Source organism: Luteolibacter ambystomatis, assembly GCF_018137965.1.
GTDB lineage: Bacteria > Verrucomicrobiota > Verrucomicrobiia > Verrucomicrobiales > Akkermansiaceae > Luteolibacter > Luteolibacter ambystomatis.
In genome coordinates this window covers 2,204,474-2,227,577 of the sequence record NZ_CP073100.1, presented here as the reverse complement: position 1 = coordinate 2,227,577, position 23,104 = coordinate 2,204,474, and the positions used below count along the sequence as shown (strand labels likewise).

Below are 23,104 nucleotides of genomic sequence, written 5' to 3'. Positions count from 1 at the left end.
GATTTTCATGAGATATCTTCCAGTCCTTTGTTGTGCCTTGATTTCCATCCGGGCGGGTGGAGTCGCGTTGCCGGTGGCGAATCCCTCGTTCGAGTCTCCACAGGTTGCCCAGACAGGGACCACTATCACGGGTTGGAATGTGGGCAGTGGCGTGGAGGTGGTGCATGAAGCTTTCAGTTCCACGGTCATCACTACCGGTGATGGCTCGCAGTTCGTGCGTTTCACCGGTGCGGCGTCAGGCGGTTCCAACACCCTTGCCCAGACGATCACCGGTGCAACCGTGTCAAAGGGGCTCTATACGCTGTCATTCGATGTCAGCGATGTTTTCAACGACACCCAGTCGCAACGTCCGCTGACTGCGAAGCTCGTGCGGGCGGATACGGGAGTCGTGCTGGGAACGCTCTCTCTCGGCACCGCGGACATTTCCGGCACTGGGAATCTGGGTGATGCCGGGACGCGCAAGACGCTGTCGTGCTACGTGGACGAAGGGGATGGCGCGATCGGGGCTCCCTTGGGGATCCGCTTTGAAGCCGGGAGCACATCAGGATTCAGCCAGGTGGCGCTTGACCGCGTGACCTTGGATCTTGATCCGGATGCTCCCGCTCCCGTGCTCTACACGCTCGATACGCGGAGTCTGGAAAACCGCACGGATGACGCGCTGGCAGGAATGACGGGCACCGGTGCGGATGGGGTCACCTACTCGGCCACCCGCACGGGATGGTATCGCAATGGAAAGCCCTGGTTCCCGATTTCCGGTGAGTTCCACTACGTGCGGTATGCACCGTCCGAATGGGACCGGGAGCTGGCGAAAATGAAGGCCTGCGGGGTGGAGGTCGTCGCTACCTACGTGTTCTGGAACCATCATGAGAATCCGCAAGGGACTTGGGATTGGAGCGGGCAGAGGGATCTTCGGCGGTTTATCCAACTGGCCGGGCGGCACGGATTGAAGGTTTGGCTGCGCGTGGGGCCTTATGTGAATGCGGAGGCTGTCAACGGAGGCATTCCGAGTTTCGCCAATTCGGGGAAGCGGACCAACGATGCCGGATATCTTGCCCTGGTGAATCTGTATTTCCAACAGGTGGCCAATCAGATTTCCGGACTGTGTGCGAAGGACGGCGGCCCGATCGTCGGCATCCAGTTGGAGAACGAATTTGCCAGCGGGAACGCGGCCCACATCACCACGCTCAAGCAGATGGCGGTGGCGAAAGGCATGGTCGTTCCGTTTTACACGGTGACCGCGAACTCCCGCTTTGAACCGGGAACGGTGATCCCGCTCCAAGGGGCTTACACGTATCGCGGATGGGAGAGTGCGGGAGGTGCCTCGGCGAGTTCCGGCTTCATTTACGGAACGGACGAGTGGACGGCCAATACCGACATCGGAGGCACCTATTACAACACGCTGGATTACCCGCGGGGCTATTGCGAGCTCGGGACCGGCAGCCCGATGGGCGGCAACAACCGCTTCATGGTGGAGCCGAAATACGTCGTGGCGACCGCGTATGACAGTGTCGGCCGTGGCAGCAACTATCTCGGCTACTACATGTTCCATGGTGGCACCCAACTGCCGGGATACGCAAGCGGCTCCTGGGGTACGAGCTATGACTTCCAGGCACCTTTGGGTGAATTCGGGCAGTTGCGTGATTCCGGGCGTCTCTACCGCCGCCTTCATATGTTCACGACTGAATTCGCGGACCTGCTGGTCCCGGCCAGAACTTCACGTGATCCGGGCCAGATCCTGGATCCCACCCAGACCAGCCGCCTGCGCTACATCGGACGCTTCGTTGGGAACCGCGGCTTCCTGTTCTTGAACAACACCCAGCGGAACGTGGTGATGCCCGCGCAGGCAAAAGTCCGGATCCAGATTACCACGCCGGACGAGGTGCTCCAGGTGCCGTCCGTGCCGCTGGTCATGCCTGCGGATCGTTTCAATGTGTTTCCGTTCCGGATGGATCTCGGCGGCGTGGATCTGCTGTGGGGGACCGTGGAACCGATGGCGGCGATCCGTAATCCGGGGGAGCTCCCGGTTTTCGTGTTCTGGCTTCCGGACTGGACGAACCGCGAGCTGGCCTTTCCGGCCAACACCGGGGTGGAGGTCGAAGCCGGGACGGCGGACAGCAACACATCCGGTGGCAGGTTGCTGGTGCATGTTCCGGCGAACCAGAGGACCACGCTGCGGATCACTCCGCCGGGAGGGGCCGCGGCCACGGCGCGCATTCTCCTCCTGCCGGAATTGGACTCGTTGCAGTCCGTGGTGACCAAGGTGGACGGCTTGAAGCGGTTGGTGGTCGTCCAGGGAGCGGATGCGTCCTCGGTGAATCCGTCCCTGAGGATCGAGGGGGACTGTGGAGCACAAGTCGGCTTGGATTTCTTTCCCGCATCCAGGCTTGCGCCGGGTGACGGTTGGATTCCGGCATCCGCACCGGGCGGATGGGCTCGGTTTGTTAGAGCGCTGGATGCCGCTCCCGTGGCCCCGGTTTTCTCTTCCACCGGAAACGGGACTTGGACGATCGCTGGCAATCCGGCGGAGTGGCAGGGGTTGGCACACGCCCATGTCCGGCTGTCATACAAGGGTGGCTCCGCCCAACTGCTGTCAAACGGCCAGGAGCTGACCCGCGATCTTTATCACGGTGATTCTTGGCTGATTGATTTGAAGCGTTTCCCATCCCAACTCGCCGCCGGGTTGACTCTGAGGGTCAACGGATGGGATGCGGGCATCAACGGGGTGGCACAGCCGACAGTGGCGATGCCCGCACTGGATGCCCCCGTGTGGCAGCCGCGGCGGGAGATTGCCTGGAACGATGGTGATGACAACGGGCTCCGTGATGCATGGGAAATGCAGTACTTCCACGCCACGGGACAGGACCCTGCGGCGGATCCCGATCAGGACGGCCTTCCGAATGCCGACGAACAGGATTTGGGCACTGATCCGACCTCCGCGGATACCGATCATGACGGCACGAGTGACAAGGCCGAGGCCCGGCTGGGGATCGATCCGCTGAATCCTTCTCAGCGGTTCACGCTGTCGCTGACCAAGCTCGTGCCGGATGGCTGGGAGCTGCGATGGCCCGGCAGATCCAACTGCCTTTTCAAGATCGAGAGATCGGACACGTTGTCCCAGTGGCTCACCTTGGCAGAGGATTGGACTGGCGGCGATGACCCCTGCCGGTATGTGGATCATCCGGGGCCCTCCGGTGCAGGGTGTTTCTACCGCGTCTCGCTGGTCCGCTGAGCGGAGGTTTCCACCACCAGATCATCCAGCAGCACCTTGATCTTGCGCGGGACGCGGGCGGTGGTGTTGGTGAAGGAAAGCAGGATCGGGCGTCCCATGATATTGATCGAAGGAGTGGTGCCGGAGGTGACGTAACTCGGTTCGAAGACCCCTTGCTCCGGCACGTCGAGTGCCACCTCGAAGCGCTGCCAGCCGGAGCCTTCGATGGCGATGATCTCATAGGCCACCACATATTGGCGGAGGGCGTCATCCACGTAGTGGAGTGCGATGCTCAGAGTGTCGGCCCGCTCGTTGACAGGGCCATCGGGTGCGATCCAGCCGGAGACGCGGAATCGTTGGTTCTTGGCGAAGACGAGGGCCGATCCATCGGGATTGAGCAGGAGTTGTTTGATGTGTCCTCCCGGATCAAGCGCGGCGACCTGTCGCCCTCCGTGAGCTCCGGTCGGTGGCATCGACTCGATCGCCGCGGCGGGTGTGGTGAATTTGGCCTGCCAGTCGGTGATGAGGGAGGAACGCGCTGGTTTTCCTGCGAGGTCCGGCAGTTCGAATCCCGCATTTTTCAGCGGCAAGGCCTGCCATACAGTGGTTCCGGCCGGAACCTGCGGGGTCCGGCTGTGGTCGGCCAGCCACCAGATTCCACCTGCTGCAAGGCAAGCGGCTCCAGCAAGAATCCAGCGGGAGGCTGGAGAGGGTGCGGCGGCTGTTTTCCGGTTGGAGGGTTCTGGTTCTTGTCCAATCCGTTCGCTGGATTCGATCAAGACCGGACGTCCGGTCGCACGATCGATGATCATGCGTTGTTGGCGCACCAGTTCGATATGGTCGCCGCGGACGGCGTCGGACAGATCCTGCTCGAAACGGATGGCCTCGGCAGCGGCCTCCACGGCTTCCGGATTCACGCGCATCAGATGTTCGAAAGCCGCACGGTCTTTTTCCTGAAGAGCCCCATCCACGAAGGCGGAGATCAGGCGGGTGGTTTCGGAATCTTGGCTCATGAAAGGATTACAGGCGGGAGGTGACGCACTTCTTGAGGAATCCGCGTATCCGCTCAAGCTGCTTGTAGATCGCGTCCATCCGACGATTCCGCCTGATGGCGAATTCTTCCAAGGATTCGATGGAATTACCGCCGTAGCGGCATTCCACGAGTTCGCGCTGCTCGGCGGATAGGGTGCCAAGACAGTTGCGCAATATCATGACACGGTGTCCGGGGGCTTCCGCGGTGGTGGCCGCAGCCGCCTTCTCGGCGATCTGGTGGAGCACCTCCGGATCGATGATCACCAGTCGTCCGGTTTTCTGTTTGTCCAGCCAGGCCCGGGCCTTGTTTCGTGCACAGACGAACGCGAGAGCGGGCAATTCGGTATTCGGTACATCCTGATACCGATCGAAGATCAGCAGGAAGGTTTCCTGGAGGCAATCGTCCACGGCATGATGGTCGGGAAGCATGGCCCGCAGATAGGCCGCGAGTCGTGGTCTCAGCGCGAAGAGCGAGGTCTCCAGTGATTCGGAGAGTGCCGGAGGATGAAGATCATGATTCCGGGAAGCCGTCCCGTCAGACATGAATTCATCACAATCGTCCACCATCTGCACATCAAAGAATACCTCTGGATTGAACGGGGTGACAATTCCTAAAGTCGGTTTCCGGCATATGTTGCGCCGGTGCATCGTCCGGAGATTGGAGGGAGTATCTACGCCGTCTCCATGGCTTCCGTTGGAATGGATACCTGATCCGCGGGACGTTCAGCTTTTCACCAGGCTGCGCGCATACTGGAGCGTGTCGATTTCTTCCGGCGTCTTGTCCTTGCGGATGGTCTTGATGCGCGGGAAGCGCAGGGCGAGGCCGGAATCGTGGCGGTCCGAAGCGCGGATGGAGTCGAAGGCGATCTCCAGCACCACGTTCGGCTCCACCAGGTGCTTGCGGCGTTCCTTGGTGAGGGTGTGGCGTTGGAAGTGCTCGGTGAGATCCTCGATCTCGTCATCGGTGAGACCGCTGTAGGCCTTGCCGATGGTTTTCAGCGCGCCGGTATCGATATCGCGGACGGCAAAGGTGTAGTCGCTCAGGACATCGGAGCGTTTGCCATGGCCTTGCTCGGCGGCAACGACCACGCAGTCGAGCGTGGGCATCATGCCTTTCAATTTCAGCCAGGAGTGGCTGCGGCGGCCGGGTTGGTAGAGGCTGCGCTGGTCCTTGGCGATGAGGCCTTCGTGGCCCGCGCCGAGCGATTCCTTGAAGGCGGCGTCGAGCAATTCCGGACTGTCGATCTGCGCGACGGCGATACGGCGGAAAGGTTCCTGGATCTCGAAGGAATCGAGGCGCATGCGGCGCTCCAGCAGCGATTGGTCGAGCAGGGATTCGCCCGCGTGCCAGAGGATGTCAAAGATGATGAAGCGCAATGGCACGCGCATGTCCGGAGCGTCCTCTGTTAGAAACAGCTCGTTCTGATCGACCTGGCGGCCGAGACGCTGCTGGAGATCGTTGAAGCCGAGGCGGCGGCCCTCCGCGAAGGCGACGAGCTCGCCATCCAGCACGCAATCGCAGGGCAGCTTCGCGGCGGCGGTGATGATGTCCGGAAAGGCATCGTCAAGCGGCTGGAGATCGCGGGAGAACAGCGAGACACGGTTGCCGACCTTGTGAAGCTGGAGGCGGATGCCGTCATACTTCGGCTCCACCCACAGCGGGCCATTGTTGTCGGCGCTGTGCCAGTCCCAGATCTCCACCGCGTCCGCGGTGGGTGAAGCGAGCATCGACTTCACCGGTACGAAGGGACGCAGCACCGCTTCCTCGAGGCGCTGGTAGCGGGCGAGGATGGCGGTTTCGCCGAGATCGCCGGTGAGCATGTGGGCGTGGCGGACATCCGCCGGATCGGCGGCGAAGGCGGAGGCGATGGCGTCTTCGACGAGTCCTTCCTTCAAACCAATGCGGAGGTCGCCGGTCAGCAGCTTCACCAGTGTCTCACCCTCGGCGGGATGGAGGGTACGGAGGCGCGGGGAAAGCAACTCGATGCGGGCGATCGACCCACACGCGGCGGAAAGTTCCCTGAAGAATCCTTCCAGTCCCGCGAGGTCGAGTGGCTCCGGCTTGAGCGACAGCTCCTGCAGGAACAAGCGGGCGGTGCGTGCGGTGTCGTTCTGCGTCAGCGAGATCTCGTTGTAACGCTCCTCGCGGGCACCGGGCAGGGCGATGAGGGCGCGGCGCAGGGCGGCGGAGCCGGTCTGGAGCGTGCGGCGGCCACCGGCCTTCGGCAGCGCCTCGCCGGTCAGCCAGCCGGCGGCGAGACGCAGGTCGTGATCGCTTTCGAGGCCCTTCAGGTAGTTGGCGAGGAATTCGATCTTGGCGATGCGGCTGCTGGTTTCGCCGACAAGGCGGCAGGCATCCGAGAAATCGGCGAGGGCGCAGATCGGGCGGTTGTGGCGGGCTTGGATGGTGGCGGCAGGACGTTGGGGCACGCCGCCCATGGCCAGCTCGAGCTGGTCGCCGCCCATGGCGCACCAGGCATCGAAGCGCTTGCCGCGCAGCTCGGCGGCGAATTCGTGGGCGTAGCCGTGGACGGTGAGGATGCGGCGCGGGCGGACGCGCTGGACGCATTCCAGCAGGCCGGGATGATCGGCGTGATCGGAGAGCGGGAAGACCTCGTCCACGCGGTAGCGGTACTTCGCACCGGGTTGCAGCGCCCAGCCGGTGAGCATGGCGGTACGTTTGCTTTTCAGGCCGCGCAGGGCACGCGAGCGGATCGCGTTCGGCGGGGCGATGATGACGTGGCCGGGTTCGGCAAAGCCCTCGAAGAGAATCGGTTCCGGTAGATCCACGCCCGCCTCGCGGCAGGCGACCGTCATTTCCGCCACGGTCGGATGCAGCAGGACGGGAATCTCGTGCTCGTGGAGCAGGGCCAGGGCTTCCTGGGCCTTGCCGAGCGAGTAGCCGAAGAGGACCGGCGTTTCCCCGTCCGTGAAGGCATCGTGGACGAAGCGCAGGATGGCGGACTCGATCTCCAGCGCGGGCGGAAAGGAGAACTGCGGCAGGCCGAAGGTGGTTTCGATGATGAGCGTGTCCGCATTCTGGAAGCAGACCGGCTCCGCGGTCCGGCCACGGCGGGTCTTGAAGTCCCCGGTGTAGAGCAGGGTGGCATTGTCCCGGGTGCGGGTGACGTGGAGCATGGCCGAGCCCGCGATGTGTCCGGCTGGCAGCAGCCGGAAACGGAATCCCTCCCGCACCAGCGGCACGTGGAAAGGCAGGGGCTCCAGGCGGCCCTCCTGGACGCCGTAGCGGCGGCGCAGCAGAACGGCGGTGGTTTCACTGCACAAGCTGCTCTCGTGGCGGGCGAAATGATCGGCATGGGCGTGCGAAACGAAGGCACGGGGTTTCGCATCCCACGGGTCGAGCCATAGGTCGGCTTCCGGGAGATACAGGCCGCGGTTGAATCGGACTTCGATCAAGTCGGGTCGATTATAAACGTTTGGTAGTCCGGGGCAATGGTTTGCGACATCAAATCGTCACGGAGGGGTTATTGCCCGGAGGGGCCGGCTTTCTGATGTGGAGTGCGGCGAGGCATCGCCGCTTTTGGTGCGGGAGAGAATCGACGGGATTTGCAGCAGGGCCATGGGAGGAATGCTCTGAACCAGTGAGGAGGGGGATCTGGAACGTGAGAGTCGTTTTGCAAAATGGAGGTAATCTTCCCGGCGATGACTCGCCTCCGCTCAAAGCGGCGATGCCTCGCCGCACTCCATACCCGGACTCCGGCTACCCACCCGGTACCGTGAGGGATCGTCCGTTGTCCCGGGCTCCCAGTTTTTCCAGAAACGGCACGGCCTTGGCGGCCCACTCATCCGGGGTGGGGAAGTCCGCGGCCCCGCCGCCGAAGGTACTGCGCAGCATGTCCGTATCGATGATGCCCGGATTCAGCGGTACGGCGGCCAGCCCGGCGGGCAGATCCTGGGAGAGCGCCAGCGTGAGGCCCTCGATGCCCCACTTGGTGCAGCAATAGGGTGCCACGTCCGGGGAGGTCGAACGGCCCCAACCGGAGGAGAAATTGACCACCACACCGCTGCCACGGGCGATCATGGCGGGGAGGAAGGCCCGGCAGATGGCGTGAACGCCCTTGAGATTCACATCCATCACGCGCGCGAAGTCGTCCGTGGAGACTTCCCAGAGGGGGGCGTTGCCATTGATGACGGCGGCATTGTTGAGCAGCAGATCCGGCGCGCCGTGCTCGTTGAGGATGTCCGAGGCGAATTGCGAGACGGCTTCCGGATCGGTGACATCGCAGGGGAGGATGGTGTGGTCCGGGCCGAATTCCGTCTGGAGTCCGGCACAGGCTTCGGCACGGGTGCCACAGCCGGCGACAGTCCACTCCCGGCGGGCGAAGGAGCGGGCCATGGCGAGTCCGAGGCCGCGGGTGCAGCCGGTAATCACAACGAGGCGGGGCATGGGATTGGAAAAAGTGACTGGTTTTCGAAGCGGTGGCGGGTTGCGCGCCTCCGGATCACGACTAACCTAACATCATGATTTCCGAATTGCATGTCCTTGCTCAATATTTGCCCGGAGGTGGTTTCATGGGGATTTCCATGACCTACTGGATCATCATCGGTCTCTCCATGCTGGCGAGCTTCGGGGTGAGCGCCATGCTCAAGCGCCGCTTCCGCGAGTATTCCGAGATCCCGATGCCGATCAGCGGTGCCGAGGTGGCGGAGATGATGCTCCGCCAGAATGGCATCAACGACGTGCGTGTGGTGAGCGTGCCCGGTCACCTGACCGACCACTACGATCCCACCACCAAGACGGTGAACCTCAGCGAGCCGGTCTTTTATTCCAACTCCGTGGCGGCTGCCGCGGTAGCTGCGCACGAGTGCGGCCACGCGGTCCAGCACCAGCAGGCGTATGCGTGGCTGGGCTTCCGCTCGAAAATGGTGCCTGCGGTCAACATCGCAAGCAACATGCTCAATGTCCTGATGCTGGTGGGAATCTTCGGCCTGAGCCTTTTCCATTCCCCGGTCATGCTGTGGATATGGGTGGCGTTCTTTGCCGTGACGACGCTGTTTTCCTTCGTGACGCTGCCGGTGGAGTTCGATGCGAGCCGCCGCGCGCTGGCATGGATTGATCGCAGCGGATTGGCCGCGACGATGGAGCACCGCAAGGCGAAGAACGCGCTGTTCTGGGCTGCGATGACCTACGTGGTGGCCGCCTTGGGTTCCCTGGCCCAGCTTCTCTACTACGTGATGATGCTGCTGGGGAACCAGCGCCGGGATTGAGAGTGAAGCACCGCCTTCTCTAACAAACAGAAGCCCCCGCCCCGGAATCGGGACGGAGGCTCATGTTTTGGGGGGAGAATCTCCCGCCCCTCGCGTCGTCAGCGGCGGCGCTTGAAAAGAAGACTGAAGGCACCCAGCGAACCCAGCAGGGCGCAGGCGGGTTCCGGTACGGGAGTCAGCGGAGTGGCGGAGATCGCCGTGATCTTGAAGCGGTCGATGTCATCGCCGGTGAACTCGCCGCGCTTCGCGCCGAACAGGATGGCATTCACGCCGCCGGGGCTGGTGATCGAGACGGTGCGGGCGCTTTCGCTGGCGGTGGAGAAGCTGGCAATTTCGCTGCCGAAGCCGAGGGCGGCGAGGTCCGCATAGGTCTTGCCGGTCAGATCGAGATTGGAGGAAACATTGCCGACCCAGTAGGTCACGTCGCGGTCATACACGCCGTAGGGATCGATGGTGACACCGGTGACCTGGACACTCGTGCTGAACATGAAGAGCACCCATTCATCCGGGCCTTCGTTGTCGAGCTGGTGGTCGACTCCGGCCGGATCTTCCGTGCCGCTGACCACGCCCATGCCCACATTCCACTGGCCGAGGGCGGCGGCTTCCAGTGCATTGTCGCTGCTGCCACGGGTGTATCCCCAGGCATCGGCGGTCACCGTGACGTTGTTTTTGGTGAAGATGAGCTTGTCGCCCGCATCGAGGATACCTGCGGAACCGGTAAGGTTCCAGGTCAACGATTGCGCGGAGGCGGGCAAGCACGCGACGGCCAACAGGCCAGCCGCGAGGGCTGCAACAGCTTTCATGGGGGACGGGGGGTGGGGGAGAACAGCTTGGCCCGGTGACTGCCGTGGCGAAGCGTTGTTAGGATGCTTCCCCGAAAGGTCCGGATCAACGTAAAATCAATCCTCCCCCGCGATCACGGAGGTGGGAGGGACGGGGAATCAATCACTTATGATTCCGTGTCGGACTCCGGAGCGACGCCCGGCTGAGGCCGGGTTGCCTGATTCGACTTCATCAGGTCGTAGAGATTTCCGCAGTACATGCAGCGGAACTCCTGGGTGAAAAGCAGACTGAGGCAGGCGGTGGTGCCGTGGTTGAGCGGAGCCAGCCGCACGGCGCGGCCGTGGGGCAGCGCTCCGCTGTTGAGCAGCGGCGTGCCCTTGCACAAGGGGCAGCGGGCGGCGCGGCGCTTGAAGAACGCCCAGATCCAGGAAAGCACGCTGAGCAGCATGGCGCCGATCAACAGCTTGGAGGTGAGCTGGTCGCGCTTGAGTACGAACATCACCGCGCAGGTGACCCAGGCCACGAGGCACAGGTAATACACCGCCGTCCAGAACATGGCCGAGATGAACGGCCCCCGGTATGGAATGGAACGCGCCCGGGCCGCCATGTTCTTGCGGGATCGGTGGTGGTGTCCATAGTGGCGGGAGCTCATTGCTATTCGGCAATGAGACGCTCCGTTATTTCAGGAATGCTGACAAGTATGGAGTTCCTTGCCAGTCGGCCGGCGGCTTACGGGGTGCCGGTGTTCGCGCCCGGCACGCGGAAGCAGACCTTGTAGAAGCCCTTCACGGCGGAGTTCGCCGCGTCCACGTAGAGGTCCAGCGATCCCTCCGCGGTGGCGGTGTGCTTGTTGCGGTCGATGGTGCCGGTCTGGGTGATGGAAAAGGGGACGGCTTTCCATTCCAGTTCCGCCATCGTGGGATTACTATACACCTCGTAGGTGTAGCCGGTGTAGGCGGGGATGCGGAGGCGGTAGCGGTGTGAGCTGCCCGGCCCGGCGACGAGTGTCCCCATTGCCATGAACCCGCCGGAGGCCGGGTAGCTCGGTTCCACCGGGGTAAAGCCGCTGACAAAATCCCAGTTCGCATAAACCTCGCCGGTGGTGGTGCCGGTGACGGGCAGGTAGGTGAGGTTCACCGAGGCCCGTTGGGCGGCATTGGTGATGCCGGTGAAGATGGAATCGTTCGCGTTCTGCGTGGCCCACGCCTTGCCATCCAGGCCGTAGGCGGTTTCGTTCCAGAACGTCTGCGTGGTGGAGCGGGTGGTGCGGCCCGGCAGCGTGACGCCGAAGTGATAGTGGCGGGTGCGTCCGTTGTAGAGCCCGGCCTTCACGGTGCGGAACTTGAAGGCGCCGGTGGAGCCGGTGATGAACTGCCCGAACCCGGCGAAGTTCGCATCGCAGGCGGAGTTCCGCCCGGTGCCGGTGGAGTAGAGGTAGTCGCCCTCGCGGTCGGCATGCCACAGCTCGACCAGCGCGTTCTTCACCGGATTGCCATTCGCATCGAGGATGCGGCCGCTGACGTAGCTGACGATGCCCGCGGCGATGGTGGTGTGATCCGTGAGCTGGACGAGGTCGTTGTCCTTGTCGAGCGGGATGTCATCGGCCAGCGGGTAGTAGGGACCCTGCGTGACGATGGGGGACTGGGTCAACGCCTCGGCGAGATAGCCGGGGAGGGTGAATCCCGCGGAGGCCGCCGCCATGCTTTTGAAGAAGCGGCGGCGGCTGACGGGGATGTGGAACGGTTCGGGTTTTCCATTCATGGGGAGTCAGGCGGTGGTGGCGGCGTGCCCTCGGGAGGCGTGCCGCCGGGTGGAAACGGGGGTGGCCCTCCCGATCCGCCGCCCGGGCCGCCCTGGTTACCGGGACGTCGGCCGAGAGGGCCACCAAATCCACGGCCGGCCTCGGACTTGCCGATGCCGCCGACGAGTTTGCCATGTTCGACCTCCTCGGCCGTGAGGCCCATGATGATGTCGAACGTCGCGGTGAGTTCTCCGATTTTGGAGCCCTCCACCGGCTTGAAATCCACGAGCACGGACTCGCGTGCCTTGGCATCGCGCACGCCGGAGAGCACTCCGTCCCTCGCATTGTCCGCGAAGTCCTTCAGCATCATCTGCGTGGTGTAGAGACGCTGGCCGCCCTTGCTGACGGCGAAGTGGATATGCGGCGCGCGCCACATGCCATTGAGCGTGTAGGCCACCGGCTTGATGGTGCGGAAGAAGTAGCGGCCGGTGGAGTCCGTGAGGTAGCGGCCGTAGCCTTGAAAATTGCCGTCCGCACCGGCGGGGTTGTGACCCTTGGTGTGGATGTAGGAGGCATTCGAATCGCACTGCCAGATCTCCACCACCGCATTGCGCACCGGCTGGCCGGTGGCGGTGAGGATGCGGCCGGTGACGTAGGACACCACGCCCACGGCGGGCGTGATGGAGTCATTGATGATGAGCAGATCGTTGTCCGTATCCAGCGGCATCTTGTCCGGGTAGTACGGGCCCTCCGTCATACGCGGGGTAATGACCAGGCCGGGGCTTTTCTCCAACTCCTCCGCCATCAGTCCGCGGGTGGTGAAAAGCGCGGCACCGAGGCCGAGGCGGCCGAGGAATCCGCGGCGGGAGGCAAGGGATGAAATCGGATCGGTCATCGGATCGTTCGTGATGGGACGACCTTCGCATGCAACCGATTAAGTTCCGGTTAAGCTTCTGAAGAATGATCCGGGATCGGAAAAAATAACCACGAATGGTCACGAATTCTCACGAATAGGGTGGGGGTGTCACTGGAACCGGGAACAGAAATCCAATCACAGATGAACGCGGATGGACACAGATGGAAGAAAGGGTGGACCTCCACATGATTCGTGAGAATTCGTGACCATTCGTGGTTCGAAATTTTCCGGTCCGATGCTCTGGATTTCATCGTTCCTTCATTTTCGATCTGTCAGACTCGCGCATGCGCGTGTTGCTGGTGGAGGACGAACCCCGTCTGCTGCGGACCTTGGAGAAAGCCTTCCGTGAGCAGGGCTACGCCGTGGATACGGCGGCGGAGGGGGAGGAGGGCTGGTTCAAGGCGGAGAACTATGATTACGATGCGGTGGTGTTGGATGTGATGCTGCCGGGCTTGGATGGCTGGGAGATCCTGCGCCGCCTGCGCAAGGTGAAGCAGACTCCAGTGCTGATGCTCACGGCGCGCGACACTCCGCCGGACCGCGTGCGCGGATTGGATGGCGGAGCGGACGATTATCTCATCAAGCCCTTCGATCTGAGCGAACTGTTCGCGCGCGTCCGGGCCATCGTGCGGCGTCATGCGGGACAGTCCGCGTCTGTCATCGACCTGGGCGATGTCTCAATCGACACCCGCATCAAGGTGGTGACGCTTGCGGGCAAGGTCTCCAATCTAACAGCCCGTGAATACTCGATCCTCGAATACCTCGCGCTGCACCGCGGTCGTCTCGTGAGCCGCACGGAGATTCACGAGCACCTCTTCGATGAGAACGACGATTCGCTTTCCAATCTCATCGACGTCCACATTTTCAGCATCCGGAAGAAACTGCGCTCCGACCTGATTTCGACGCGGCGCGGCCACGGCTACCTGATCGAATCCTGACCTGATCCTCATGGCATCCCGTTCCATCCGCTGGCGCTTGCAGGCGTGGCTCGCATTGTTCCTGGTGCTTCTGCTCCTTGGCTTCGGCTTCAGTGTCTGGCAGCTCGAGCGCATCCAGATGATGCGGCGTGTGGATGCGGAGCTGGAGAAGAAGGTTTCGCTGCTCAGCGTGGCGGTGCGCGGCGGAGAAGCCGCTGGCATGCAGGAACAAGGGCCGGGACCCGGTCCGGCTCCGGACTGGATGCCGGATGGTGAAATCCCGCCCCTTCCTCCGGATCGCGATCCGGGAGAAGCGCGTGGTGGTCCCGGTGGCGGAATGCGCCGGCGCGAGCGCCCGAGCCCGGTGCAACCGCGTGTGCCGGACGAGGTGCGGAAGGTATTCGCGGCCCAACCGGCGGAGGGTGCGTTCTACTATTGCATCTGGCATGGCGATCGTGAAGAGGCGCGGTCCGGTGCGGCTCCCGCCGATGTGGAGCCGCCGCAGCGGCTGGGCCGGGATACCATGGTCCGGTATCGAGAGCGTGGAAATCTGAGGGAAGCCTATCACTTCACCGAGCGAGGGCATTGCATCCTGGTGGGCACTTCACTCGATGCACAGCGCAAGGCCCTGATGGAACGGCTGATGACGCTGGCTCTAATCGGTGCGGGCGTGCTGGTCACGGGCTTGGCGGGGGGATGGTGGCTCACGACGCGGGCGATCCGTCCGATCGAGGAGATTGGTGCCACCGCGCGCCGCATTTCCGATGGCGATCTCTCACAGCGCATCCCGGTGGCAGGGGACAGTGAACTGGCGGATCTGGCGGTGGTGTTGAACACCACGTTCTCGCGGTTGGAGCAGGCATTCGATCGTCAGCGGCAATTCACGGCGGACGCTTCCCATGAGCTGCGCACGCCGCTCACGCTGATGATTTCCGAGGCACAGACGGCGCTGGCGCGTGAGCGTTCGCCTGAGGATTACCGGGAGGCATTGTCGGGATGCCTCGATGCGGCACAGCAGATGCGCAGGCTGACGGAGGCGCTGCTGGAGCTTGCGCGGACCGATGGGGGATCGGGCGCGGCGCGCGATGTCTTCGACCTGTCGGTGTGCGTGCGGGAGGTGGCGGAGCGGTTCCAGCCGATGATCGCGGAGCGCGGGTTGAAGTTGGAGATGGATCTCGCGCCGGTGGAGATCGAGGGCGGCGTGGAACGCTTCGGCCTGGTGGTGGCGAACCTGCTTTCGAATGCGATCCACTACAATGTGCAGGGAGGCACGGTGTGGCTGATTACGCGGCGCGCGGGAGATTCCGCAGAGTTCGTGGTGGAGGATACGGGGATCGGAATTTCTCCCGAAGATCAGTCGCAGGTGTTCGAACGGTTTTTCCGAGCGGACAAGGCGCGTTCGCGAATCGATGGGAAATTCGGACTCGGTCTCGCAATCTGCCGAGCGGTGGTGGAGGCGGATGGAGGAACGATCCAACTCCAGAGCCGTGAGGGAAAGGGGAGTAGGTTCACCGTGCGGTATCCGGTGCCACGGTGAGAACACCGCCTCTCATCCCTCCTTCGGCGCTTCCCAGTTCGGGAACTCTTTTTTCAACTGGCTGGAATACTTCTCGGCTTCCGCGGTGTCGCCCTTCTTTTCGAGAGCGCGGGCGAGCTTCCACAAGGCGAGCGGCTTGAGGTCGCGGTCCTCCACCCATAGCACGACGTATTGATAGTCGTGCGTGGCTTCCTCCGCCTTGCCGGCGCGCATCTTCAGGTCGCCGCTGAGCATGCGAAGACCCGCACCGGTACGGCCTTCCACGTGCATCTTGGTGGCTTCATCATGGGTTGCCTGCGCTTCCGCATCGCGCTTGAGGGCGAAAAGTTCACGACCCTTGTCGAGCAGCGCATCCGCCTTCAAGGCCGGGTCTTCCTCGACGGCGAGCACGTTGAGCGTGGCCTTGAGCGCGTCCTCGTACTTGCCGGTTTCGTAGCGGGCCTTGCCGAGATAACGCCAGATGCCCTTGGAGGTTTCACGCGGTTCGTCGGGGTTCGAGATGCGGTCGAGGAATCGCGCGGAGGCGGCGAACTTGTTGGCATAGTAGGCCTGCATGCCCGCCCATTCCAGAGCCTGGTCCGGCAGTTCCTTGGCGTATTGCTTCTCGATGGCGAGGTCGATTTCCTCGGTGAGCTTGTCGAGGTTCTGGCTGGCGAAGTAGCCGAGCGCGAGCAGCAGTCCGGCGTGTTTGCCGAAGGTTTCCGGCTGCAAGCTGCGGGCCTTTTCGAGATAAGGGATGGAATCCTTCGCGGCATTGGTCTTCACCAGGCCCCAGCCGATGTAGAAGTTCGCCTCGGCATCCAGCTTCGAGGTGAGCGTGCCGCCCTTCGCGAGCAGGCCCTTGTAGCGGACGATCATGTCCGGCAGGTTGTTTTCGTCCCGGCGCATGCGCGCGGACTCCGCCCAAGCGAGGCGGGCGTATTCCTCGTCACCGCTGTTGGCGAGCTTGTCGAAGTCGTCGATGGCCTTCGCTCCTTCACCCGCCTGCACGTAGGAACTGGCGCGCTTGGCCATCGCCTTGTTGATGCGGGAGTCCTTCGGGTAGTCGGAGATGAACTTGGTAAGGGACTTGACCGCGCCTTGTGGATCACCGGCCTCGGCCAGACACCAGCCGCGGTTGAAGAGCAGGCCGGGGCGGTTCGAGTCGTTGATCAACGAGGCATCGATCTCCGCATAGGTGGAGGCGGCCTTGGTGTAATCGCTGCGGTTGAACAGCGTCTCCGCCTTCATCAGCAGCGCGGTGTGCAGGTTCTTGTCGTTGCCGCGGGACTTGCGGTAGATCTGAACGAAGGCATCCACCTGGTCGGGCAGGTGCTCGCCATCGATGGCGTAGAAGCAGAGGATGCGGTAGTAGGCGGCCTGGTAGGCCAGTTCGCTCTGCGGGGAAATGCTGCTCTCCACCTGGCGGAACAGGCGCAGGGCCTCCGAGGTTTTCTTGAGCTGGAAGTTCGCACGGCCGGCCAACAGCAGGCGCATGGCTTTCTTTTCATCGTAGGACGCCTTCTGGTCCGGAGGGGCCTCGATGGCATCGGCGGCTTCGAGGCCGCTCTTGCGGTAGGCATCGAGCACGCCGGGGTAATCCTTGTCCGCCATGGCCGTCTCCATGAGGAGCGACAGCGCGTCCGGGCGGAATTTCTCCATGCCGGGCGTGATGGCGATGAGCTTGAGATACTTGTCCGCCAGTTCCGGCTTCTTGAGTTTGGCGGCGGCCAGCGCGGCTTTCAGGGCGGCCTCGCCGCGGGCCTGGGGAGTGGCCTCGGAAGTGACCACCGCTTCGAACAACGGCAGTGCTTCCTCATGCTTGTTGCCCTTGAGTAGCAGGTTGCCCAGACCCAGCTTCGCCAGCGGAACGTGGACTCCGCCCGCGGTGGCATTGATCACCTTCCGGTAGAGATCCCCGGCTTGGCGGTCCTGGTTCTGGCCGCGGAAACTTTCAGCCGCATAGTAGTATCCGCGGGCGCTGTCTTCCGGGCGGTTCGCATTGTCGCCGTATTTCTGGAACAGCGGCGCGGAGGTCTGGTAGTCGCGCTTGTTGAAAGCATCGATCGCCAGCGTGTAGGCGGCGGCACCGACCCACGGACCTTTGTTGAAGCGGTTGATGAGGGTCTGGAAGGCGCGCTTGCCCTCGTCCACCTTGCCGGAGAGGTAGAGGCTCTGGCCCATGTAGAGCCAGGCGGGCTCGGTGTTCGCGTGGTTCGGGAACTGGGTGAGGTAGTCGCTGAAGATGGCGGCGGCGCGTTGCAGCATTTCGATCTTCGCCTCCTGGGAGCCGGTGGCCTGAGCCTGATCGTAGAGATTCTTGCCGCGCTGGAACATGTCATTGCCCGGATCCGCCTGGAGGGCCGGATCGACGGGCTGGGCCTGCGGAACCTGCGCCGTGAGTGGAGCGGCGGCGAGGAGCAGGAAGGCGAGGGTGTGTTTCATGCACGAGCGGATGAGGACACCCTTCAAGCGATCCTGCGGGACGGTTTTTTCCAGCAGCGGCTTTCGGGGTGGCGGGGAGATAGTTCACATTCCCGGCCTTTGGCACAAGCCGATGATTTCCGGGCCGGGCGTGCGATTGGCATTCCGAATTCGGATCCGTGGCAGCTCCCGGATCAATTTTCCGGCTTCGGCGGCAACTGGGTGGCAAAGGAGATGTTCCAGATGCCGGCCTTCTGGCACAGGTCGATGATCTCCACGATCGTCTGGTAGGAACAATTCGCATCCCCGCGCAGGCGCACCGGCTGGTTCTTGTAGATCTTCGAGACGGCGGTGAGGCGCTCGGTCAGCTCGGGGCGGGTCAGGTTTTTTCGCTCCACGATCACGGTACCGTCCGCCTTGACGTTGATCAGGATCTCTCCGCGCTGCTGGTTGTGCTGGGCGCCATCGGCCACGGTGGGCACGGCGACTTCCAGCGAACGTTCCTCGGCGGCGAACTGGTAGCTGAGGATGAAGAACATCAGCAGCACCAACATGATGTCGATCATGGAGGCGAGCTGGAGCGGGGCCGGCCCGAGCGGTTGCTGGCTGGAGAACTTCATGGCCGTCTCAGATGCCGTGGAGATCCCGCGGATTGAGGGTCAGCGGAGTCATTTGCGGGGCGCTCTCGGCGCGCGGCTGGGTCTGCTGGCGGGCGGCGGCCTTCGCGGGAGCCGGGCGCGACTTGTTTGCGAGCATCTGGAGATGGACGATGAAATGGGTGGCCGCGGCTTCCAGTTCATTGACCAGCTTCTGGGCCTTGCCGCGGAAGAAGGCGTAGAGCATCAGCGCCGGGACGGCCACCACCAGACCGCCCGCGGTATTCACCAGCGCATGGGAAATGCCGGAGGTCAGCTCAAGCTGCTGCACGCCTTCCTTGCCAGCGGCGAGGTCGTAGAAGGACTCGGTCAGGCCGATCACGGTGCCGAGCAGGCCCACCAGCGGGGCGATGGAGCCGATGTCCGCAAGGTAGGCGACGCGGGCGGTGAGCTGGGAAGCCTGGCGGGTGCCCTCGGTTTGGGTCACCTCCCGGATTTCCTCCATGCCTGCATTCGGATTCTGAAGGATGAAATCCACGGTCTGCTGGACGACTACGGCCATGCGCTGGGAATTGCGCCGGGACAGTTCGCCGAGTCCCTTCAGGTCACCGGCGCGCAAGGCGGATTCCATGTCGGACATGAAGCGGTCCGTCACCACGGCGCGGTGGCGGATGGTCAGGAAGAGGGTGAAGGCCACCGCCACCATGACCACGGAAATCAGCAGCAGGATGTACATCACGATGCCGCCTGCCGCCAGCAGATCGGCGAACCGGCCTTGCTTCGCCACGGGGGCGGCCGCGGACGATGCGGCATTCTGGGCAAAGGCGGTGAGCGCGGGCAATATGGCCAGCGCGGCGGTCAGCAAACGGCACTTCATGAATTGCGCGGGATTCTAGCGAGCGAACCCCGCGAAGCAAGCCCGGGTCCGCCGGGCGCTTTACGGGCTGGAAGCGCCGGTTCTTTCCAGATTCCGGACCATTCGTCCCGGGACATCCCGAAGGATCCGGCAGGGGGGGAAACACGGCTTCACCGGAGATACTGATCCAACTGCCAGCTATGCATCACAGCCGGAATGAAGTGATGTGTTTCCGTATGTGGGGGGATGTCCTCGTCCGCGCGCATCGGACGAGGATGTAGCTCTCCGAGGGTTGGTTGAAAGAAGCCCCCCGGTTCGAGGGAACCGGGGGGCTTCTGGTTTTGGAGGGAGAGCCATGGGAACGAGGCCTGCAGCCCGGGTGAATCCATGGGAGCCTCCCCCCCGGGATAACTCCCATGGACCAATTCCCACCCGTGGTGCGGCCGGTTTCTAGACGCCGATCCCACGGGATTCCGGGAAGGATTTTGGGCCGTTTGAAACCTATGTGGTTAGACTGACTTATTGGGAAAATGATGACTAGCTGTCCGAAAGCACTGTTTCCGAGACAGATAAGGGGGTGATGAACGAGCGACGGCTGGGAAACCGGATGGAAACCAAAATATTCGGAAACCTGTCCTTTCGGGCAGGAAGACACAAAAGGTTGACTTTGGATTTACTTTGTAATTATTTTTTGCGTTGAAAACTGTTTTTCTCTGCCTCTGAACCACGGATTCGGCCCCCATCCCATGCTCCACCAATATGGAATCGTGTTTTACCGCAGCCGCCACCGTCGGCGTGGGTTCCGTGCAGGACTGCGCTGGCTCTGGATCGCGGGACTTGTCCTGATCGCCCTGTGTTTGGGCGGATGGGGGATATGGACACTGAGGCTCTGTTTCAGGTCCTGATCCACCCGGAAGCGATTGAATGATTCTCTCAAACCCCAAAAACCCAACCAGATCCAGCCATGCATTCGGATCGTGTTTCCCTCCCGTGGCGCACCCAACCGGAACGTCCGCCGCGGCCCTTGCTCGCCGTCACTCCCCATCGCCTCCGCTCTCCGAGGCCTCGCCGTCAACCTGCCCCGATTGCTCGCCCGGTATCGCAGGGCGTTGAAAATCAATCTGGTGAAGGGGTTGGTGCCGAAGCCGGAGCGGACTTGAAGTCACGGGGACGGCATATCGTGAGAGTGTGGGAACTGCTTGTTCTGTTCCTCGCGCTCAGTTGGCTCACTTCCGTATTGCTGCTGATTTTGAAGTGAGGCCGCGCGGATGGTCTTTTCATCACAATCCAATGACTGGGTGGAGTGGTTCCATGTTCTGTCGAGCGGTCGTTTTTCTCCTGGTGGCGTTTATCTCCGGCGTTCTCGGATTCGGTCCCTTGAGCGGAGATGCGGCCATGGCAGCGAAGTTCCTGTGCGCCATTTCACTGCTGCTGGCGGTGGTTTGTCTCTCCTGGCTGGCCTTTGACGAATCGCCCTGACCCGACTTCCCGTCCACCCATTCACTGCCTGGTTTTCCCTCCTTCTCCCCCCGATGGACCTTCCCCCCTTGATTTGTCTTGTCGATCCCGACCCAACCACCGCCCGGTTGCTGGAGATTTCCGGCTTTCCGGTCCGGGCCTACGCATCCCCTCTGGATCTCCTCCATGTCTACGAACCCGACCGGCCGGGATGTGTGGTGCTGGAAATGATGCTGCCGGAAATGAGCGGACTTGCCCTCCAGCATCTCCTCTTGGAAAGAGGCGGACGGCAACCGGTGATCTTCGTCAGCACGAGTGCCAATGTCACGGATGCGGTCAAAGCGATCAAAGCCGGTGCGATGGAGTTCCTGCCCAAACCCTGCGACCCCGAGCTTCTGCTGCAAGCCGTGCGGGATGCCGTGGAGCGGGACGACCAGCAAAGGCAGCAGCGGAAGCGCGAGCGGTTGGAACGCGCCCGCATCGAGTCCCTCACGGATCGTGAGCATGAAGTGCTCGGTTACGTCGCCTCCGGCTGGTTGAACAAGGAGATCGCGGCGGAGGTCGGGATTTCCGAGCGGACGGTGAAATTCCACCGCGCCAATCTGATGGGCAAGGTCGGCGCGGCATCGCTGGCCGATCTGGTTCGCCTGGCCACCGAGACCGGACTGGGCCTCCGCCGGCCCCCGCCAGGCGTGTGAATTCCTTGCAGCGGGCTTTTCCCCTTTCGCCTCTTGGCACCCGGCCGATCCTGTCTTTTATTGGCGCGTGGTTGATCTGAAGGCGAAGCTCCGAGAGGTGCCCCACCAGCCCGGGGTGTATCTGATGAAGGACCGGCTGGGGTCCATCATCTATGTGGGCAAGGCCCGCGACCTGCGCAAGCGCATGTCGTCCTACTTCCTCGCGTCCCGCAAGACCCGGGCCGACCTGAAGACCCGCGCGCTGATCGATTCGATCTGCGATTTCGAATTCCACATCGTCCGCAACGAGGCGGAGTCTCTGCTGCTGGAAGGCAAGCTGATCAAGGACTACCGGCCGCGTTACAATGTGTCCTTCCGGGACGACAAGCGCTTCCTGCTGCTCAAGATCAACCCAAACGATCCATGGCCGCGCTTTCAGATGACGCGGCTCAAGAAGGAGGACGGCGCGCGTTACTTCGGGCCCTTCGCGCACTCGGGTGCGTTGCGGGCGACGGTCGATTGGTTGAACCGCCGCTTCGGGTTGCGGGTGTGCCGCCCGCGCGAACCCGGGGAGATCGATTACAAACACTGCAATGCGGACATCATCCGCAACTGCTCCGCGCCGTGCATCGGCCGTATCGGACACCAGGCGTATCTGGGACAGGTGGAGGAGGCCTGCCGCGTGCTGGAAGGGAAGGGGAAACGCGGCATTTTCGATGATCTCCGCGCTGATATGGAGAAGGCTGCGGGACGATTGAATTTCGAGCGCGCGGCGCTGTTGCGCGATGTGATGGACAATCTCCAGAAGACGCTGGAGCCGACCCGCCAGTTCACCCGCGGACGCGGCGTGCCGACCACAGTGAAGCCGATGGAGGATCTGGCCGAGCTCGGCGAGGCGCTGCACCTCGACGGACCACCGAAGGTGATGGAGTGTTTCGACATTTCCAACGTGTCCTCGAACCACATTGTAGCCTCGATGGTGCGTTTCACCGATGGCCGGCCGGACAACCAGAACTACCGCCGCTACCGTATCCGCACGGTGCAGGGACAGGACGACTTCGCCTCGATGGCGGAAGTCATCCGCCGCCGCTATGCGCGCATTTTGTTGGAGAACTCCTCCGCCGATCCGGATGCGGAGGTTTCACAGGAAGACATCGTGGAGGCCCAGCGCCGGCTCGCACGCGAAGGCCGCGCGCGCATTGTATTGCCGGATCTCGTCATCGTGGACGGTGGCAAGGGCCAGCTCGGCATGGCGGTGAAGGAGCTGCACAACCTCGGTCTGCATGATCTGCCGGTGATCGGGCTCGCGAAGCAGCGCGAGGAGGTTTTCGTGCCCGGACGCAGCGAGCCGATCCTCATTCCGCATGACCGTGGCGCGTTGAAGCTGCTCCAGCGCATCCGCGATGAAGCGCACCGTTTTGCCAACGGCTACAACTCGCTGCTGCTGCGCCGCCGCATGAAGGAGAGCCTGCTTGATGAATGTCCCGGCGTGACACCCCGGCGGAAGGAGGCGCTGCTGGAAAAATTCGGCAGCGTCGCTCGGATCAAGAAAGCGAGCGTGGAAGACATTGCGGCCCTGCCCGGAATCTCCGTGAAAAGCGCGGAGACGATCGTGCAGTGGCTGAACGCGTAGTAGCGCGATGCCCCCGCCTTGCGATGTAGGGGGAAGCTCCGCTTTCCCTCTTCGGAATTGGACGTCGTTTGGCCTGACCGGCCACCGCCAACTGGAGCTGGCGGGGACAGTTCGAAAG

General features: G+C 62.8%; 18 protein-coding genes. 7 read left to right on the top strand and 11 right to left on the bottom strand.

What is annotated here, in order from left to right:
• The first annotated feature begins 7 nt into the window (after positions 1–7).
• The gene (locus KBB96_RS08540) at positions 8–3,229 is read left to right on the top strand and encodes a beta-galactosidase (RefSeq protein ID WP_211634270.1); all 3,222 of its coding nucleotides are present in this window, start codon (positions 8–10) and stop codon (positions 3,227–3,229) included.
• Here KBB96_RS08540 and KBB96_RS08535 read toward each other — a convergent pair.
• The 4 genes from KBB96_RS08535 to KBB96_RS08520 all read right to left on the bottom strand — a co-directional run bounded on the left by KBB96_RS08535 (position 3,205) and on the right by KBB96_RS08520 (position 8,648).
• A complete protein-coding gene (locus KBB96_RS08535) occupies positions 3,205–4,221 on the bottom strand; it encodes a zf-HC2 domain-containing protein (RefSeq protein ID WP_211634269.1) in 1,017 nt (338 codons plus the stop codon). The two genes, KBB96_RS08540 and KBB96_RS08535, sit on opposite strands and share 25 nt — an antisense overlap.
• Positions 4,222–4,228: 7 nt before the next feature.
• Positions 4,229–4,783 (bottom strand): sigma-70 family RNA polymerase sigma factor, encoded by a 555-nt coding sequence (locus KBB96_RS08530; protein WP_211634268.1) that lies wholly within the window; start codon positions 4,781–4,783, stop codon positions 4,229–4,231.
• Positions 4,784–4,963: 180 nt separating this feature from the next.
• Positions 4,964–7,657, bottom strand: coding sequence for an ATP-dependent DNA ligase (locus KBB96_RS08525; RefSeq protein ID WP_211634267.1), 2,694 nt, complete (start codon positions 7,655–7,657; stop codon positions 4,964–4,966).
• A gap of 304 nt (positions 7,658–7,961) precedes the next feature.
• Positions 7,962–8,648 (bottom strand): SDR family oxidoreductase, encoded by a 687-nt coding sequence (locus KBB96_RS08520; RefSeq protein ID WP_211634266.1) that lies wholly within the window; start codon positions 8,646–8,648, stop codon positions 7,962–7,964.
• A 131-nt stretch (positions 8,649–8,779) separates the two neighbouring features.
• Here KBB96_RS08520 and KBB96_RS08515 point away from each other — a divergent pair, with 131 nt between their 5' ends.
• The gene (locus KBB96_RS08515; protein WP_345779488.1) at positions 8,780–9,469 is read left to right on the top strand and encodes a zinc metallopeptidase; all 690 of its coding nucleotides are present in this window, start codon (positions 8,780–8,782) and stop codon (positions 9,467–9,469) included.
• Positions 9,470–9,567: 98 nt separating this feature from the next.
• On the opposite strand, the gene KBB96_RS08510 is transcribed toward KBB96_RS08515, so the two are convergent.
• The 4 genes from KBB96_RS08510 to KBB96_RS08495 all read right to left on the bottom strand — a co-directional run bounded on the left by KBB96_RS08510 (position 9,568) and on the right by KBB96_RS08495 (position 12,888).
• Positions 9,568–10,272: a hypothetical protein gene (locus KBB96_RS08510; protein WP_211634264.1), complete on the bottom strand. Its 705-nt coding sequence runs from the start codon at positions 10,270–10,272 to the stop codon at positions 9,568–9,570.
• 146 nt (positions 10,273–10,418) lie between these two features.
• Positions 10,419–10,808 (bottom strand): hypothetical protein, encoded by a 390-nt coding sequence (locus tag KBB96_RS08505; RefSeq protein WP_211634263.1) that lies wholly within the window; start codon positions 10,806–10,808, stop codon positions 10,419–10,421.
• 173 nt (positions 10,809–10,981) lie between these two features.
• Positions 10,982–12,013, bottom strand: a complete 1,032-nt coding sequence (locus tag KBB96_RS08500) for a dioxygenase family protein (protein ID WP_211634262.1) — start codon at positions 12,011–12,013, stop codon at positions 10,982–10,984.
• Positions 12,010–12,888, bottom strand: coding sequence for a dioxygenase family protein (locus KBB96_RS08495; RefSeq protein ID WP_211634261.1), 879 nt, complete (start codon positions 12,886–12,888; stop codon positions 12,010–12,012). The genes KBB96_RS08500 and KBB96_RS08495 overlap by 4 nt, the downstream gene beginning before the upstream one ends.
• A 305-nt stretch (positions 12,889–13,193) precedes the next feature.
• Here KBB96_RS08495 and KBB96_RS08490 point away from each other — a divergent pair, with 305 nt between their 5' ends.
• On the top strand, positions 13,194–13,847 hold the full coding sequence (locus tag KBB96_RS08490) for a response regulator transcription factor (protein WP_211634260.1): 654 nt from the start codon (positions 13,194–13,196) through the stop codon (positions 13,845–13,847).
• A gap of 10 nt (positions 13,848–13,857) precedes the next feature.
• Entirely contained in the window at positions 13,858–15,363 is a 1,506-nt protein-coding gene (locus KBB96_RS08485) for a sensor histidine kinase (RefSeq protein WP_211634259.1), read from the top strand.
• Positions 15,364–15,375: 12 nt separating this feature from the next.
• On the opposite strand, the gene KBB96_RS08480 is transcribed toward KBB96_RS08485, so the two are convergent.
• The 3 genes from KBB96_RS08480 to KBB96_RS08470 form a co-directional block, all read right to left on the bottom strand.
• A complete protein-coding gene (locus tag KBB96_RS08480; protein WP_211634258.1) occupies positions 15,376–17,787 on the bottom strand; it encodes a tetratricopeptide repeat protein in 2,412 nt (803 codons plus the stop codon).
• A gap of 173 nt (positions 17,788–17,960) precedes the next feature.
• Positions 17,961–18,386: an ExbD/TolR family protein gene (locus KBB96_RS08475; RefSeq protein ID WP_211634257.1), complete on the bottom strand. Its 426-nt coding sequence runs from the start codon at positions 18,384–18,386 to the stop codon at positions 17,961–17,963.
• Positions 18,387–18,393: 7 nt separating this feature from the next.
• The gene (locus KBB96_RS08470) at positions 18,394–19,239 is read right to left on the bottom strand and encodes a MotA/TolQ/ExbB proton channel family protein (RefSeq protein WP_211634256.1); all 846 of its coding nucleotides are present in this window, start codon (positions 19,237–19,239) and stop codon (positions 18,394–18,396) included.
• 1,269 nt (positions 19,240–20,508) lie between these two features.
• Here KBB96_RS08470 and KBB96_RS08465 point away from each other — a divergent pair.
• From KBB96_RS08465 to KBB96_RS08455, 3 genes are all read left to right on the top strand, one after another.
• Positions 20,509–20,697, top strand: a complete 189-nt coding sequence (locus tag KBB96_RS08465) for a DUF1328 family protein (RefSeq protein ID WP_318971854.1) — start codon at positions 20,509–20,511, stop codon at positions 20,695–20,697.
• 53 nt (positions 20,698–20,750) lie between these two features.
• On the top strand, positions 20,751–21,374 hold the full coding sequence (locus tag KBB96_RS08460; protein WP_211634254.1) for a response regulator transcription factor: 624 nt from the start codon (positions 20,751–20,753) through the stop codon (positions 21,372–21,374).
• Positions 21,375–21,441: 67 nt separating this feature from the next.
• Positions 21,442–22,986, top strand: coding sequence for an excinuclease ABC subunit UvrC (locus KBB96_RS08455; RefSeq protein WP_226373677.1), 1,545 nt, complete (start codon positions 21,442–21,444; stop codon positions 22,984–22,986).
• Positions 22,987–23,104 lie beyond the last annotated feature (118 nt).